The following is a 15463-nucleotide window of genomic DNA, read 5'->3' as shown; positions in this document are numbered from 1 at the left end:
TGAACATTCAGGCACACGGTACAATGCAGGCAGGATGAACCTTTCATTTTCACTGCCTTGGGAGATCCCTTTTGTATGGGATGGGAAAAACCCGAGTCGGATTCTGTTTGACTCACAAGACCCAGAGCACATGGACCTGTGGAACCTGTTGTGGGAGTACGCCCGGGTGGATTTTCAACAGGGCATTCCATTTTTGTGTGTTGCAGTGCAGCACGGAGATGCCCATATCGCCAGACAAGCCTTGTTGTATTTGCTGTATTGTGCTCACGAAATCGACGAGATGCTTTATTCGTCTGATCCTTTCAGGAAGAAACAACTGGCAAATGAATACCCTGACCCTGAAGCTTTCAAAGCCATGATGTCTGCCCATTTTGAAGCTCTCGAACCCCACATCACTGCGGAACTGCGAGGCATTTATGAACTGCTCGGGGTGTTGGTGGGTGCCTTCGAAGTGAATGACCTACGGCGTCTGCAACAACACCCGCATGTGGACCGGGAATTTTTCGCTGCAAACATGCTTCTCCGTGCACCACAGATCGAAGAGATCCCGGAAATGCTCACCTGGATCCGTGACCCGGATGAAAGGCATTTGCTGGAGTTTGCCTACCTCTATCCTTATCAACAAAAAACCATGTCCATTCATGACTTTGCATGCCTCTGGAGCAAAGGTTGGAAGGTTGCCGATTTGACAGAGACAGATGACGAGATGCAAGTGCTGAAGCGCTGGCAGTCCGATGTCATGGAGCTCATTTTTCACAATTTGACAGTCCATTTCACTCTGGAAGAAAGGGTTCTGGAAAAATGGTTTTTGGAGGATGGATCCCACGAGTTGGGCACAGGCTTTGAGTCTCACATGGATGAGGCCATTGAAATGCTGGTGATCAAATGCCTGTCTTCCGTTTCGCCACATGGCAAACAGGTTTGTTTCAATGACACGGGCAAAGCCATTGATGTGCTGGTGGATCTGGCCAACCGTACCGGGATTGCTGAATGGGTTCCGGATTTGATTGAGTGGCAACCAGAGCCTGAAGCCCACCGGATCTTGCTCGACCTCTACAAGTGGGGCAATGTGCCGCAATTGCTTCTGCAACTCGGGCTGTTTCACACCGAGGAAGAAATCTGGTCTCGCTTAAGAGCGGGGTTTGATCAGGGGTGATGTAACCCCGATCAAACCCATCTACGATAACTATCCTTATCGTAAAAATGCTATGATGGTCTCACCATGACCTTTGAACTCGAAGTGTACCGGGGCCAACTTGAACAGGCCCGTCACCTCACCAACCTCACCGACGACGACAAACGCAAAAAAGCTGTTCGGGCATGTGCCGAAAAAAACTTTGATGGCCTGTGGGAGATTGTGCTCGGGTACCTGACCCTGTACGCCCAGAACAAGATCCTCACCAGCACCCACACCATCCGCAGTTACCACACCGGCATCCGCCAGTTCGTGGAATACGCCACCCAGAACGCCTGGAATTTGCTGAACCCCAAGCGGGATGATCCACAACTCTGGGTGAATGCGCTTCTGGTGACCCCTGCGATCAACCCCAAAGCCACCAAGCCCCCCAGAAAGCCCAAAACCCTCAGCATCGATACCGTGCGTTCCAGAGTGGCTGCCGTTCGCACCTTGTACAAGGCTTTGCGTTGGGCTGGGGCCACTGAAGCAGATCCTTTTCAGGATGTGCGGCTTCCCAAAGACAACACCCACAGTCTGGAAAAGAATGCCCCTTACGGTGATGAGGAGGTTGAGGCTTTTCTGGAGCATGCAGATGCCACCATGAAAGTTCTGATTTTTCTGCTTTCACACGGAGGTTTGCGGATCAGTGAAGCTCTGGCGGTGGAATGGGAGGACCTTGATGAATCCCGTAAACGCTTACGGGTGAATCAGGGCAAAGGCCGCAAAGCCCGCACCATCGCCCTGTCCTCTTCCCTGCTGCAAGCCTTAAGGGAATACCGCCGGGAACTTGGAGGCAGACCCGAGGGTCAGCTTTTCACATTTGGCACCAGAGAAACCGCCCATTACCACATCGACAAGGTGGCCTTGCAGGCCGGGGTGCGCTTCCGGGGGTTTCACGCTTTCCGCAAGTACGCCGGGACCCGTTTGATGGAACAGGTCAAAGACCTCTCACGGGTGGCCAACCACCTCGGGCATGCTTCGGTGGACACCACCCGCAAATATGCCAAACCGGCCGCCGATGACCTGAAAGATGAACTCTCCGGCTGGTGAAAAACCCGGTGATTTTTCCCGGGTCTTCTGATACCTGTTTTGAATTGGAGGGGGCTTAAAAGCGATTTTAGAAGGCGGCTTTTTGAACGGTTCGCGACACTGGATGTCACCCTGAAGAAATGCGCTCTGGACAATCGAATCCTCATTTCGACGGCATGTTGCCGACTTGAACCCGGTAAAAAAGAGTGTCCTGAACGAATTTCCTGAGCAATCAGCAACAAAACGGCTCCAAACGTTGCATAATGGTGACCAAATGCCTGACCAGGATCAATCCCTCCAATCCATCCGCGCCCTTTTTGACCGGGCAAAACAGGACCCCGAGCTCGCCCGGGAGTTGCTGCACCTTGCCCATGACATCATCGGACTGCACCTCAACCTGAATGTCCCATCCGTCCCCACCAGCAAACCGGAGCCCATCCCTGCTGCACCTGTCATCCCGGCGTTCTCAGAGCCGGATGAACTCGATGACCTGATGGACCACTTCTACGCCACCCTGCCCACCCAGAGTGCTCCTCCCACCCTTCTGGAGCACGGAGACTACCATGTGGGTGAGAGCCGTCCAGAGCCCAAACCTGAACCTCGGCAAGAAATCTACCCCTTGCAGCCTGATGATGTGCTCTCCACGGTGATTCAACGCACCCGCGTGAAAGCCCAGCTGATTCAGGCCATCGCTGATGCCGATCAAGTCCGCATTGAGCAACACGCCCGTGAACTGCGCAACCTCGAAGGCCGCTACACTTGGCACCAGGAACTGAACCCCAGACTCGGGCAGGAAAAACTCAACACCATGGCCCAGAATTATGCGGTGCTTTCAGAGGTGGCCACCTACCTGAACCGCAGTGGCACCACTGTTCGTCATGCTCTGGAACTCGCCGCAGAAGCCCAGAGTGCGGTGCGCAGTGCCAGCCTTGAACTCGGGGAATCCGGCGACGACAGCGACCAGCGGGCCATGTTCGGCTGGCTGAAAGCCTACACCTCCCAGCACCGGGTGTTCCTGAGCCGCCACATGCGCCTCAACGACCCGGCCAACCCCTACAACTTCGAAGACCGCAAGCGTCAACTGGAAGACCTGCTGGAACACCACGGCTGAACCGAACATCCACCAGCCACCCGGCCTTGTTTTGAGCTCGGGTGGCTTCAGCCTATAAAATGGTCTCCATGACCCTCACCTTCCCCACCCCTCAAGAGATCCAGTCCCTCAGCCCAGAGGAACTGGCCTCAAAACTCAACGGCATTCCCGGCACCCTCGGAAGCAAACTGGGCATCCAGATCACCCACGCCACCCCCGGGCGCATCCTGGCCACCATGCCCGTGGAAGGGAACCGGCAACCCGCAGGCAGGCTGCACGGCGGAGCCAGCATCGCTCTGGCCGAAGAACTCGCCAGTGTCGGCTCATGGTTGAACCTCGATGTCAGCACACAGGTGGCCGTCGGGGTGGACATCAACGCCACCCACATCCGGGGCGTCACCGCAGGCGAGGTCACCGCAGAAGCCACCCTCACCTACCGTGGACGCACCACCCTGGTCTGGAACATCGTGCTCAGGGATGAACGTGGAAAAGAAACCTGCCTTGCCCGGTGCACCTGTCAGGTCATCCGGCGGTGACTCTGGGGATGGAAGCGGATTTTACATCTTGAAGATCACAAAAAGGGAATGACCTCAACCTACAGCAGATCTTGACACCTACCTATGAGTAGGTATACACTCTCTGTATGTCAGAGAAAGCCGACACCTACAACCGAATTCTGGATGTCGCCCAGCATTTGGTGCAGGAACGTGGCTTCAATGGCTTCAGTTACGCCAACATCAGCCAGACCCTCGGCATCAAGAATGCCAGCATTCACTACCATTTTCCTGGCAAGATCGATCTTGGGGTGGCACTGGTGCGCCGATACCGCCAAAGGTTGCAACATTTGCTCTCGCACCTTCAGGCCCAGGACATCCCAGCGCCAGCCCTCCTCGAAAGCTATCTGGTGGGATACCGCAATGTGGTGCATGAAGATGGTCGCATTTGCCTGTGTGCTGTTCTGGCAGGAGAGCTGAACACCCTTCCAGAGAGCATCAAGGCAGAGGTGGAGGCTTTTTTTCAGCTCAATCAAGACTGGCTCACAAAAGTCATCCAAGATGGCATGATGAAAGGTCAACTGAAGTCCTCTGGCTCACCCGATCACGCTGCGGAAGTTTTTCTGGCCACCCTTGAAGGAGGCATGCTGCTCTCCCGTTCCTATGCTGACATGGGCCGTTTTGAGCAGATTGGACGCCGGGCCATTCACCTCATGTTGGTCTGACCCTTCCCTGGTTCCTTGTGGTTTTGGTCTTCTGCTGTGGTGGGATAGTGTGTTGAAAATCTACCTACATGTAGGTAGATAAAGCCCAGTGGCCTTGTGCCCATCATTCTCGTCCTGCTTCAAGGAGAAACATCATGAAAAAAGCCATCCACATGCTCACTGCCCTGCTCCTCTCCAGTGTTCCTGCCTTTGCCCAGCACCCCCCCACAGTTCTGCTGGTGCACGGGGCATTTGCAGATGGGTCCAGTTGGAATCTGGTGATCGAGCAGTTGCAGAAATCCGGAATCAAGGCCCAGGCCATTGCCAATCCCCTCCGAGGCTTACAGTCCGATGGTGACTACGTCGCCAGCATTGCAAAACAAATCGCAGGTCCAGTGTTGCTGGTAGGACACTCTTACGGGGGTCCGGTGATCACTGTGGCTGGAAACAAAGCTCCCAATGTCAAAGGTCTTGTGTATGTGGCCTCTTTTGGTCTCGATCAAGGACAGAGCATTCAGGACAGCCTCGCAGGCTTCAAAGAGCCCCTGATCAACTCTGCACTGCAAGGCCTGACGTTCCCCAATGGACAGGCTGAAATGCTGGAGTTCTACATCCAGCCTGACCGTTACCATGAGGTCTTCGGTGCAGATCTGCCCACCACCATGACCGATGTCCTGAAGCTCACCCAGCGTCCAGTGGTGGCCTCTGCCTTCGGTGAGAAACTGCAGGTTGAACCCGCCTGGAAAAAACTCCCCTCCTGGTTCTTGGTGGCAATTGAAGACAACGCCATCAACCCTGATGCCCAAAGGGCCGCAGCCCAGCGCATCCATGCCAAAATCATGGAAGTCGCTGCTTCCCACGCTGTGGCCCTGAGTCGCCCTCAGGACGTTGCTGGCCTCATCCTGGAAGCCCTGAAAACCCTAGAGCACAACTGAACATGACAGCCCAAGCATCCTCTGCACTGTACAGGCTTTCTCCATGAATCCGTCGTGCCAGCAAACCTCATCTGCGGGTTGAACCTAACGGATCTGCAAATCCACACGGATGCCATTTCCGTAAAGCCGAAGGACGGCTCAATGGGAAAAAACCTGCCGAAGCAGGTGCACCCCTCAGACCAGTGGAGGGGTGCGTGCATGCAGAACGTGGACACTCACATTGCCAGAGCGAGCGTACACGGACAGCCTGCTTTCGCCCTCCTGAGGGAAGAACATTTCGGTGAACACCAGTTTCCCCCCATCCACAAAAACCTCCAGAGAGGAGTGGTCCAGGATCAGGCGCACATCCTGAACTCCCATGGACACCATGGGAGCGGTGTGTTGCCCCTGGAAGCCCTCCTCGTCCACAGTGCCCTGGCGGGTCAAGGTGAGGGTGTGGTTCAGATGGTCGAATTCCAGCGCCCACTCCAACTGCCCAGCACAGTGCAGGACAAGACCATAGACGCTTTGATCCGTGGAGTTCATTTGCACGTGGAGGTCCAGCACAGCTTTCTTCAAGGCCAGCAGGTCCTTGTGCTGCACGGCCCTCAGCTGGGTTTCGGAGGGCACCTCAATGGGTTCCCACAGGCCATCCAGTTCCCGGATGGGCGTCTGGGCCAGAACCAAACCTTCGGAGGTGTTGAGGAGGTACAGTTCTCTGGGCAGGGACATGTTGCCGCTGTACTGACCGGTGGTGTGGGTGCGGGCGTACTGCCAGTTGTTCATCCAGGCCAACCACACGGTGCGGCCTTCCAGGTTGGCGAAGGTGATGGCGGCATAAAAGTCCTTGCCGTAATCCAGCCACCTGGCTTTCTGGGTGGGGGTGAAGGTCTGGCCGTCGAACTGTCCCACGAAGTACTGGCAGCCTGATCCGCCTTGCGGACCTCCGGGGTTCAAATCCACTTTCACAACCCAGTGGGATTGTCCAGCATCGTCCTGGAGTTCCAGCAACTCCGGGACTTCCCAGATGCCTCCGGTGTGGCCTGCAGGTCCGAAGGTGCTCTGTTTCTCCCAGCTTTTCAGGTCCAGAGAAGCGTAAAGCGCCACTTGCCGGTGCTCGGCGAGGACCACAGCCATGATCCAGCGCTGTGTGCTTTCATGCCAGAACACCTTGGGGTCGCGGAAATCCCGGATGCCCTCATCGAGCACCACCCCGTACTTGGCCCAATTCTGGCCTTCGTCCAGAGAGTAAGCCAGGTTCTGGGTTTGCAGGCCGGTTTGATCGTGGTGCGCGGTGTAGAGGGCAATCAGTGGAGGATGCTCCAGGGTGCCCAGCCCAGAGGTGTTCTGAAAATCCAGCACGCAGCAACCTGAGAAGATCATGGCTTCATCGTCTTCGGGCAGGGCCACGGGAAGTTCTTTCCAGTGCAGCAGGTCTCTGGAGACGGCGTGACCCCAGCTCATGTGTCCCCAGTCGGTTCCGAAGGGGTTGTGTTGAAAAAACAGGTGGTACTGGCCGTTCATGAAAATCAGGCCGTTGGGGTCATTGATCCAGTTCTTCTCGGGCGCAAAATGCAATTCAGGACGATGGTGAGGGGCGTAAGGGTGCACGGTCAAAGTGGAGGGATCAAAGTTCATGGGCATCCTCTGGAGGGCAGGTCAGCAAGAAAGGCGTTCTGGAGGGTGGAAAGTGGACGGCTGCACCGGTCAGTTGAAAATGGATCATCCTTTGACGCCACTGCCCACCACCGAGGCCACAAAGTACTTCTGGAACACCAGAAACACGATGATGATCGGGAGGGTCATCAAGACCGCGAAGGCCATGATGTTGCCCCAGTAAGCCTGCTGGGTGCCAAAGAAAGCGGCCATCGCCACGCCCAGAGGACGGAATTCGGTGCCACGGGTGACCATCAGGGGCCAAAGGTAACTGTTCCAAGCATCCAAGAATCCCAGAATGGACACAGTGGCGATGACCGGGGTGCTGAGCGGGAAGGCAATCCTGAAGTAAATCTGGAAGAGTCTCGCCCCATCCATGCGGGCCGCCTCGATGATCTCCTGCGGCAGTTTGGAGAAGAACTGGTAAAACAGGAAAATCGAGAAGGTGCTGGCAATGAATGGCACAATTTGCACCTGATAACTGTCGATCCAGCCCAGTTTGGACACCACCAGGAGCAAGGGAATGGTCAGGGCCTCTCCAGGGATCACGAAGACAGCAATGATGATCATCAGGTAGATCTTGCGGTATCCCCCGTTCCCCCAGGCGAGGGCAAAAGCAGCAGCGGAGTTGATGAAGATGCCTGTCCCCACCGTGCAAAACACCACCAGCAACGTGTTGAACAGGTAGCGGAGGAAAGGTTGATAGGGGTCCTGGAGCACTTCCTTGTAGTTCTGCAGGGACACCACCTGTGGAATGAAGGCGTGGATGGTGCCCATGTTGATGAGGATGTTCTCCTCACTGGGGTTGAGGCTGACGGTCACCATCATGGAAAGCGGAATCAGCACGCACAGCAAGACCACCACGGCTGCAAAGGTGCGCAAAGCCTTATGGACATTGAAAGGGAGGCGGACCCTGGCAGTTTTGGGTTTGAGGATCGCTTTGTCGTTCATGGCTGCTCCTTTACTCGTTTTTCAGCAGCACGCGCTGCAGGATGGCGAAAGCCCCCACCAGAATCACAAAGACCACCGCAACCGCAGAGGCATAACCGACTTGTTGCGCGGTGTAGCCTTCCTGCACCATGTACCGGACCAGCGTGTTGGTGGATCCCAGCGGTCCGCCATGGGTGAGGATGTCCACCTGGGTGAAGAGTTTGAAGGCCTGCAGGGTGGTGATGATCAGAATGAAGATGTTGGTGTTGCGAAGGCCGGGCAGGGTCACATAACGGAACATCTGCCATGGACCTGCCCCGTCGATTTTTGCCGCCTCATAGCGTTCCATGGGGATGTCCTGCAGACCTGCCAGGAAGATCAGCATCTGGAAGGGAAAAGTGGCCCAGGCCGAGAGCAGCACAATGGCGGGCATGGCGAACTTCGAATCTCCCAGCCAGTCGATGTAGCCCTCCATGCCAAAGAGGTGCAGGATGTTGTTCATGAACCCATCGGGGATGCGGTACAGGGCGGCCCAGATCACGGCGATCACGGTCATGGGGGTGACCAGAGGAAGCAGGCTCACGCTGCGAAAAAGGGAACGGAAGGGCAACTCGCTGTTCAGCAAAAGCGCACAGGCCAGCGAGATGGCGCACTGGAAAGGCACCACCAGCAGGGCAAACCAGGCGGTGTTGCGGAACGCCTGCCAGAACTCGGGGTCTTTCATCACAGCGATGTAATTTTGCAGGCCAACAAATTCGGTGGGGATGGGGCGGGGCACCAGCCGTTCATCCGTGAAAGACAAGTAACCGGCCATGAAAAAGGGCAGGATCAGAAAGGTGAAAAGCAGGATGCTTGCAGGGGCAATCAGCAGCAGTTCGTCCAGCCATTCTTGTGTTGTGTGGGAGCTTCGCCGGGTTTTCGTTCCGGTCTGGGAAGCAAGTTTGGGTTGGTTTTGCATGTCTTGGGTCCCCTTGTTTTTGTCTGCGCGAAACACACCTGCACCGTGCAATGGGTTTTGCGCTGTTTTGCCCTTGAGGTGGGCATGTGGGGTGGTGTCTTGTGTGGCCCCAGAGGGCACCCTTTCACCATTTCATGGGGTTTGAGGCATCAAGATCTGGCCAGGGGTGGGAAAGGGGTTCACCCCTGGCCGGGGTGTGGATTTACTTGTTGAAGGGGGGGTAGCCTTTGTTGGCTGCAATGTCCTGATCGATGGCTTTGGCGGCCTTGTCGAGTTCAGATTTGATGTTGGCTCCGTTGAGGATGTTCAGCACGGCGTCCCCGAAGGATTTGGAGATCACTGGATATGCGGGGTGCACGGGACGGACCACTGCAATCTTTGCAGACTGTTCGGCCATGATGGCTCCCTCTCCGCCTTTGCCGTACAGTTTGCTCAGACGGATGGCAGATTTGCGGGCAGGCACGTATCCGGTGGTGTCGGAGTACAGGGCCACCTGTTTGCTGGACATGGCGAAGTCAATGAAGGCTCCTGCCTCGGCCTTGTTGGGACTGACTTTGGGGATGGCGTAACTCCAGCCTCCGTTGGGTGAAACCTGCTTGTTGCCACAGAATTTGGGGGCAGGGATCAGCACGAGGTCATCTTTCAGGCCTTCTTTGTGGGCACGCCACATCCAGTTGCCGACCCACACCAGAGCGGCGGTCTTGTCTCCGTAGAAGCGGTTGTCTCCGGCACTGGCGGGAACCACCCACTTGTTTTTGGCCCAGCTTTGCAGGTGCTCCAGGATGTCCACGGCAGCGTCACTGTTGATGGTTCCGGTGGCCTTCCAGGTTTTGCGGTTGATCAGGTCGGCTCCACAGGCCTGCAAGAAAGGAGAGAATCCGTAACTGAGCCATTCGCCGGTGTAGTTGAGTTTGAGGTCGAGGGGCCAGGTGACCCCTTTGACTTTGGAGAGTTTCTGCAGGGCGTCTTCAAACTCTTTCAGGGTCCAGGCGTCCTTGAGGTTTTTGGGAATGCGCACGCCTGCTTCTTGCAAATATTTTTTGTTCCCCCAGAGCAGCACAGAGGAATCGTAGGGACTCATGGCATAGAGTTTGCCGTCTGGGCTGTAGGTGCCTTGGTCTTTGATGGCAGGCAGGATGTCTGAGAGGGTGCCCTTGCTGAAATAGCTGTCCAGCGGTGCCAGCTGGCCGGACCAGGCGTAGTTGGCCATGTTGGGGCCGTCCAGCATGAAGACATCGGGGAGTTTGCCGCTCAGGAAGCCGGACTGGATGGCGTCGTTGATGCTGGGGACCGGGACGATCTTGGCGGTGAGGCCTTTTTTCTCGTTGGCTTTGTTGAAGGCGTCTTGCAGTTGCAGGAAGTAGGGGCGTTCGGAATCGCCATCAATCACCCAGACGGTGATCTGTTTGGCGTGGGCAGCACTGAGGGCAAGGGTGGCGGTGAGCAGGGCAATGGACAGTTTTTTCATGGTTTCCTCCGGGGTTGAACAGAGAAGGGGCAAGAAATCGTTATCTCAAGAGAAGCAGGGCTGGCTACATGTGTGCGCCTCCATCCGCCCCCGGATCGCACGTCAGAAGGCAGTTCGAAAGGTATTTATGGGGTTTTGTGACGATGGGCTTGGGTCTGGTGTCCTGATTTTAGCACAAGAAAACGTTATCTCAAAATACCGAGTCCAGAAATTTCAGGACTCATCCATCAAACCTCGGTGGGCCTGTCGAATCACGCACGATCAGTTTGCCGGACATGCGATGCACCCTGGGCACCACACCATTCTGGCCTTCCACACACTGGATCAGCAGACGGCAAGCTTCATAACCCATCTCGTACGGGGGCTGGGCCATCACGGTGAGGGCAGGAACCATCATGCGCACCCAACGTTCATCGTCCATGCCGATCAAAGAAATGTCATCTGGGATGCGAACGCCCAGGTCTCGGGCTGCCACCACCACCCCGGCCAGCATCTCGTTGGTGGTGACAATCACTGCCGTGACGGGCAGGCCACTCCCGACCAGACGCTGGAAGGCACGGTGTCCGCCTTCTTCAGTGAAATCTTCACTGATCAGGAACTTGGGGTCCACGGGCACGCCCCCTTCTTTCATGGTGCGCAGGAAACCCTGGTAGCGCTCGACTTCGGTGCTGACCAGTTCAATGCCGTACAGGAGAGCAATGTTGCGGTGACCCAGTGAAAGCAGGTGGCGCACAGCCTCCCCCATCACTTCGGTGTTGTTGAGGAGCACGGCATGGCGACTGTATTCTCCCACCGTGCGGTCCACTTCAACAATGGGTATCCGGGACGACAGGGTTTCCAGGTAAGGGTCGACGGTGCTCGATGGCACCACCACCATGCCATCCACCCGGTAACTGTCAAAGAGTTTGGCGTAGGTCTGCTGGTCCTTGTCTCCCTCCATGTGGTGGTTGGAGCCCAGAATCATGGTGTAACCCAGATCGAACGCCGCGTCCTGCACCCCTCTGGCGAGGGTGGCGTGGAAGTTCGCATTCAGTCCAGCGGTCAGGTGGGCCAGAATCCCAGTGCGTTGCTCGCGCAGGCTTTTGGCCATGCGGTTGGGCTGGTACCCGAGCTCCTCCACGGATTTCATGACCTTTTCTTTGAGTTCAGGGGCGACCGTCTGCACCCCATTGAGGATGCGGCTGACGGTGGGGATGGACACCCCAGCGTGGCGAGCCACATCAGCAAGGCGAACAATGGTTTTCATGGCTCCTCCAGATAACGTTTTCTCAAGAGTATATCAAAGAAATCAGGATGTCAACTTCAAGAGGGAAGCTTGGAGCAGGTGAAACACAACCCCATTGAAGTAAAAACTTCCAATGCCACACAACAAAAAACACTCACATGATGCCTGGTGACAACCATGGCCGAAACCCCCACACGTGTTGTACTCAGGGGTGGGAGACGCGGATCTCCTCGGGGTGGATTTTCACGTGCTGGCGTTTGGGACCCCGGCCCACCGCTTTCACCCTGGGGGTCACCTGTGCTCTGGACATCCTGATCACCCTGATGCTGGGACTGAAACCCTGAGGGTCAGCCCATTGCTTGGGTTGCTGTTCCCTGTTGGCCCCACTGACATGTGGCTTCTTCTGAGGATCGAGAAACTCAGCGAAAAGCAGAGAAGCCCGTTGACCGGGCTTCTGCTGAACCCAGTAAAATGACAGACCATGGATTCAAAATGGATGAACACCCCTTGGAATGAACTTCATCACGCGTATGGAGTGGCCTCAGACATCCCCAAATGGCTCACCAACCTCCGGTCCCCAGAGGCCGACATCCGCGATGACGCATGGAGTGAACTGAATGCATGTTTGGAGGACCGGGGCACCGTGTACAGTGCCACCCCACATGCGGTTCCCCACCTGCTGGACATCTTGCAGGACCCACAGGTCCAGGACCGCAAGAAAATCGTGTGGTTGCTGAGATCGTTGATCCTCGGAGCGTCCGATCCTCCAGAGTTTGGGGATCAAGTGCGGGAAAAAGTCACGGCAGCTTTGCTTCTGGTGCAGCAGCTGATGCTGCACGACCCGGACCCCGAGGTCAGGCGTGACCTCCACCTGATTCTGGTGCACCTTCCCGGATGCACAGCCTTTGCTCTGGGGGTGCTGCACGAAGCCCTGACCCAAGACCCGGACGCAGGTGTGAAAGCCAGTTGCCTCACTGCCACCCTCGAACTCCTCTTGAAAGAGAACAGCAAAAACATTCCCGAGGAAGCCAAAAAGATCCTCAACCTGCTTCCACATTGTCACAACTCCACAGAGGACGCAGCGGTCCGTCTGGTGTCCTGCTTTCTCACGGTGCGTTACGTGGACCGTGACTTCACGGTGATTCCCAAGATGCTGGAAGACTTCGAAACAGCATGCAGGCCTTATGAAGAGGAATGGGTGGAACAAGGCCCGTTGGACCGCCTGATCTTGCAGACTCTGGAAGAAGATCCAGAGTTGGCTCAGGTGTGGTTTCAGGTGATGATTCAAAACCCCAGTGTGTGGCTGCGCGAGCATGCCTTTCGGAACATGAGGCGCAGGGTGGAAGGGTTTCGTGACGTTGAAGGAGAAGCTTGTGAGCTGGTCACCGCAGGCTTGAAGGATCCTGAAGCTCAGGTGCGGATTTGGGCAAGCAGTTTGGCCTGCATCATGGGTCCACTTGCTCAACCCTTGAAGGAGGTGCTCTGGGAGGCCCTGCTGGATTCGGAAGTGCGGGTGCGCTGTTATGCCCTGATGTGCCTTGGGCAACTGGACCCTGAAGTGCGCCCCCACATCGTGCGGTTTGCCCTGTCTGACCACTGGGAAGAAATGGAAGCCGCTGTGGACACCATGGAACGGACGGGAGGACTGTACCCTGAAATTCATGACCATTTTGTACGGTTGCTGCGCCTGAACGATGAGGAATTGAAAGCACGCCTCTCAGACATTCCCCTGTACCACCAGAGCACACACATCCGGCAACCCCTGATTCGGGGACTGGGTTTCACGGAGGAGGGGTTGCCAGAAGATGTGCTGAGGACCCTTGATCCCACCCTCCATCTCACCGCCTTGCAGGTGCTGAAAAAGACCGGAACCCTCACTGAAGCTCGGGTGGACCTGCTTTTGGAACACCTGCTGGACCAGCCCGAAAACCTGCTGCGCGAGTTGCAAAGCCTGGAGTTCAGCACACCAACCACTCTGGATGCCCTCCGCAATTTGATGGACCATGAATGGGTGGTGGTGCAGGCCCACGCCGCAGTCCTCTGGTGGAAATGGACAGGGGACGCTGAAACAGCCCAGCCGATTCTGTTGCTGTTCCTGAGTGCTGCGCTTGAGGAAACCGAGTGGGTATGGGCTTCAAACGTGTTGCAAATCTTGATGCTGGTGATGAAAACCTTGCATGAGATGGGGGCGTTGCCTGCCAATCCCGTCACCTGGCTGAAACCACCTCGGGTGGCGAAATGGTTCTGGCACAAGCATACGCTGGAGACCTTGTGGGAAATCACCCATGATGCAGTGTGGATGAAGGAGTGTTTGCTGGCTGGCCTTCAGGTCTGGTGTGCCCATGAGGAGGCTTTGCAGATTCTGGGTGAAATCCCAGACCTGTCCAACTTTCAGCACGAACTTCGGACTCTAAAGAACCAGAAGCCCCGGATGGTGCTTTGGGTGCCCATTTGGCATGAAGAGCGTTTGCGGAAGGACTTGGAACGTTTGCTGGCCTGAAGACGGACCGCACTTCAGACCTGTGACAGCTTCTCAGACACGTTCTTCATCCCTCGGGCACTTGTGACTTCGCAGGCTCTAAGTACCTCCCAGATAAAAAAATGGATAAAATCAGGTCATGAGCAAGCCGCTTCGACTGGTCCACCTGACCCCCGAGGAAGACCAGGGCCTCAAACGTATTGAACTTACCCCCAAGTTCAGCGAAAAAGTTCGGCTCAGAGCCCGTATCCTCAGGCTCAGTCACCAGGGCTGGACCATCGCTGAACTTGCAGAACACTTTGACCGCAGCATAGAAGCGGTCCGACAAGACTTGCTGCGTTACCAGCAGGACGGTCTCAGAGGCCTTGCTGATGGCAAAGCCAAAGGAAAACCTACGCTATTTACCGCCCAGATCGAAGAATTCATGCACGAGAAGCTGAAAGAAGAACGGCTGTGGAATTGCACCTTGCTCAGCGAAGCCATCGAAAAACAATTTGGGGTGCTGATCAAGCGTGAAGCAATCCGCACCAAATTGCATGACCTGGGGTATCGCTGGAAAAGGGGCCGTTACAGCCCCATGAAACAGGCAGATCCAAAGGTGGTTTCCCAGCATGAGGCTTCGCTGGAAACCTTGAAAAAGGGGCTAGAGACGGGAAACTGACCCTGAAGTACCTGGATGAAACCGGCCTGGGATTGATGTTGAGTGTAGTCAGCAGCTGGTTTGTCAAAGGTCGAGGCAAGCAGTTCAAGATTCCCACCCGGTGGGGATCAGACGGGCGGATCAATGTGCTGGGGACCCTCAGCCTCTCTGGAACAGGGGAGCAACTGGAATATCGGTTGTTGGAAGGGCAATGCACCCGAGATCAGGTGGTGGCTTATCTGCAAACACTGGCCGACAGCTGCGATCCAAAAGGGCTTACTGTGGTGGTGCTGGACAATGCGCCGTTCCACAAAGGTGGGGAGCTGGCAAAACGACGTGAAGATTGGGAAAAGCAGGGGTTGTACCTGCGCTCAGTACCCGACAGTTTGATTGAGGCGTAAAAAAGCCAGACTGGTACAGTAAATCTGCTATGAAACACTGTCCGTCTGGCAAAAACCAGCATACCCTAACTGCTGCCCTCAGGGAACACTTTCCCTATCGAAAAAATCACCTCCATACCCTCGGTCAGGTGCTCCAAGCCCTCCTGGAGGGAAAACATGTCATCCAGCAGAGTATTGCTGACCGTCTCCCCGGAGAGGCTCAAAACACGTCCAAGCTCAGACGCGTCGAACGCTTCTTTTCCACCCATCCTCTCAGTCAGCACCACACTGCACCTTACCTGCTCGACAACCTCCCACA

The 15463-nt window shown here is 55.9% G+C and carries 15 protein-coding genes; 9 read left to right on the top strand and 6 right to left on the bottom strand.

The window, feature by feature from the left end:
- Nucleotides 1–34 precede the first annotated feature (34 nt).
- The 6 genes from Q371_RS09395 (at nucleotide 35) to Q371_RS09370 (ending at nucleotide 5429) form a co-directional block, all read left to right on the top strand.
- Nucleotides 35–1156, top strand: coding sequence for a hypothetical protein (locus Q371_RS09395; RefSeq protein ID WP_034339386.1), 1122 nt, complete (start codon nucleotides 35–37; stop codon nucleotides 1154–1156).
- Nucleotides 1157–1222: 66 nt separating this feature from the next.
- Entirely contained in the window at nucleotides 1223–2227 is a 1005-nt protein-coding gene (locus Q371_RS09390) for a tyrosine-type recombinase/integrase (protein WP_034339383.1), read from the top strand.
- Nucleotides 2228–2480: 253 nt separating this feature from the next.
- Entirely contained in the window at nucleotides 2481–3317 is an 837-nt protein-coding gene (locus Q371_RS09385) for a hypothetical protein (RefSeq protein ID WP_034339380.1), read from the top strand.
- A gap of 68 nt (nucleotides 3318–3385) precedes the next feature.
- Entirely contained in the window at nucleotides 3386–3832 is a 447-nt protein-coding gene (locus tag Q371_RS09380; protein WP_034339377.1) for a PaaI family thioesterase, read from the top strand.
- A gap of 107 nt (nucleotides 3833–3939) precedes the next feature.
- Nucleotides 3940–4515 carry a TetR/AcrR family transcriptional regulator gene (locus Q371_RS09375; RefSeq protein WP_034339374.1) on the top strand — a complete coding sequence of 192 codons (576 nt, stop codon included), beginning with the start codon at nucleotides 3940–3942 and terminating at the stop codon, nucleotides 4513–4515.
- 134 nt (nucleotides 4516–4649) lie between these two features.
- Nucleotides 4650–5429, top strand: a complete 780-nt coding sequence (locus Q371_RS09370) for an alpha/beta fold hydrolase (RefSeq protein ID WP_245618303.1) — start codon at nucleotides 4650–4652, stop codon at nucleotides 5427–5429.
- 174 nt (nucleotides 5430–5603) lie between these two features.
- Here the strand turns inward: Q371_RS09370 and Q371_RS09365 are convergent, their stop codons facing one another.
- From Q371_RS09365 to Q371_RS09345, 5 genes are all read right to left on the bottom strand, one after another.
- Nucleotides 5604–7046, bottom strand: a complete 1443-nt coding sequence (locus Q371_RS09365) for a glycoside hydrolase family 32 protein (protein WP_051963893.1) — start codon at nucleotides 7044–7046, stop codon at nucleotides 5604–5606.
- An 84-nt stretch (nucleotides 7047–7130) separates the two neighbouring features.
- Nucleotides 7131–8015, bottom strand: a complete 885-nt coding sequence (locus Q371_RS09360) for a carbohydrate ABC transporter permease (RefSeq protein WP_034339372.1) — start codon at nucleotides 8013–8015, stop codon at nucleotides 7131–7133.
- A gap of 10 nt (nucleotides 8016–8025) precedes the next feature.
- Nucleotides 8026–8952 (bottom strand): carbohydrate ABC transporter permease, encoded by a 927-nt coding sequence (locus tag Q371_RS09355; RefSeq protein WP_084571367.1) that lies wholly within the window; start codon nucleotides 8950–8952, stop codon nucleotides 8026–8028.
- 202 nt (nucleotides 8953–9154) lie between these two features.
- Nucleotides 9155–10420 carry an ABC transporter substrate-binding protein gene (locus Q371_RS09350; protein ID WP_034339369.1) on the bottom strand — a complete coding sequence of 422 codons (1266 nt, stop codon included), beginning with the start codon at nucleotides 10418–10420 and terminating at the stop codon, nucleotides 9155–9157.
- Between the two features lie 220 nt (nucleotides 10421–10640).
- Nucleotides 10641–11666: a LacI family DNA-binding transcriptional regulator gene (locus tag Q371_RS09345; RefSeq protein ID WP_034339366.1), complete on the bottom strand. Its 1026-nt coding sequence runs from the start codon at nucleotides 11664–11666 to the stop codon at nucleotides 10641–10643.
- A gap of 460 nt (nucleotides 11667–12126) precedes the next feature.
- Between Q371_RS09345 and Q371_RS09335 the strand changes: the two genes are divergently transcribed.
- The 3 genes from Q371_RS09335 (at nucleotide 12127) to Q371_RS09325 (ending at nucleotide 15165) form a co-directional block, all read left to right on the top strand.
- Nucleotides 12127–14145: a HEAT repeat domain-containing protein gene (locus Q371_RS09335; RefSeq protein ID WP_157442615.1), complete on the top strand. Its 2019-nt coding sequence runs from the start codon at nucleotides 12127–12129 to the stop codon at nucleotides 14143–14145.
- Between the two features lie 118 nt (nucleotides 14146–14263).
- A complete protein-coding gene (locus tag Q371_RS09330) occupies nucleotides 14264–14785 on the top strand; it encodes a helix-turn-helix domain-containing protein (protein WP_051963881.1) in 522 nt (173 codons plus the stop codon).
- Complete coding sequence (locus Q371_RS09325; RefSeq protein ID WP_342668504.1) at nucleotides 14782–15165, top strand: transposase; 384 nt, start codon at nucleotides 14782–14784, stop codon at nucleotides 15163–15165. Before Q371_RS09330 ends, Q371_RS09325 begins: the two co-directional genes overlap by 4 nt.
- Before the next feature lie 65 nt (nucleotides 15166–15230).
- Here Q371_RS09325 and Q371_RS27710 read toward each other — a convergent pair.
- A partial coding sequence (locus Q371_RS27710) for a hypothetical protein (RefSeq protein ID WP_034339357.1) occupies nucleotides 15231–15463 on the bottom strand: 233 nt, incomplete at its 5' end.

The sequence above is a fragment of the Deinococcus misasensis DSM 22328 genome, from assembly GCF_000745915.1.
GTDB classification, from domain to species: domain Bacteria; phylum Deinococcota; class Deinococci; order Deinococcales; family Deinococcaceae; genus Deinococcus_C; species Deinococcus_C misasensis.
The sequence above is the reverse complement of the archived record's forward strand: the minus strand, read 5'-3'. Positions and strand labels throughout refer to the sequence as shown.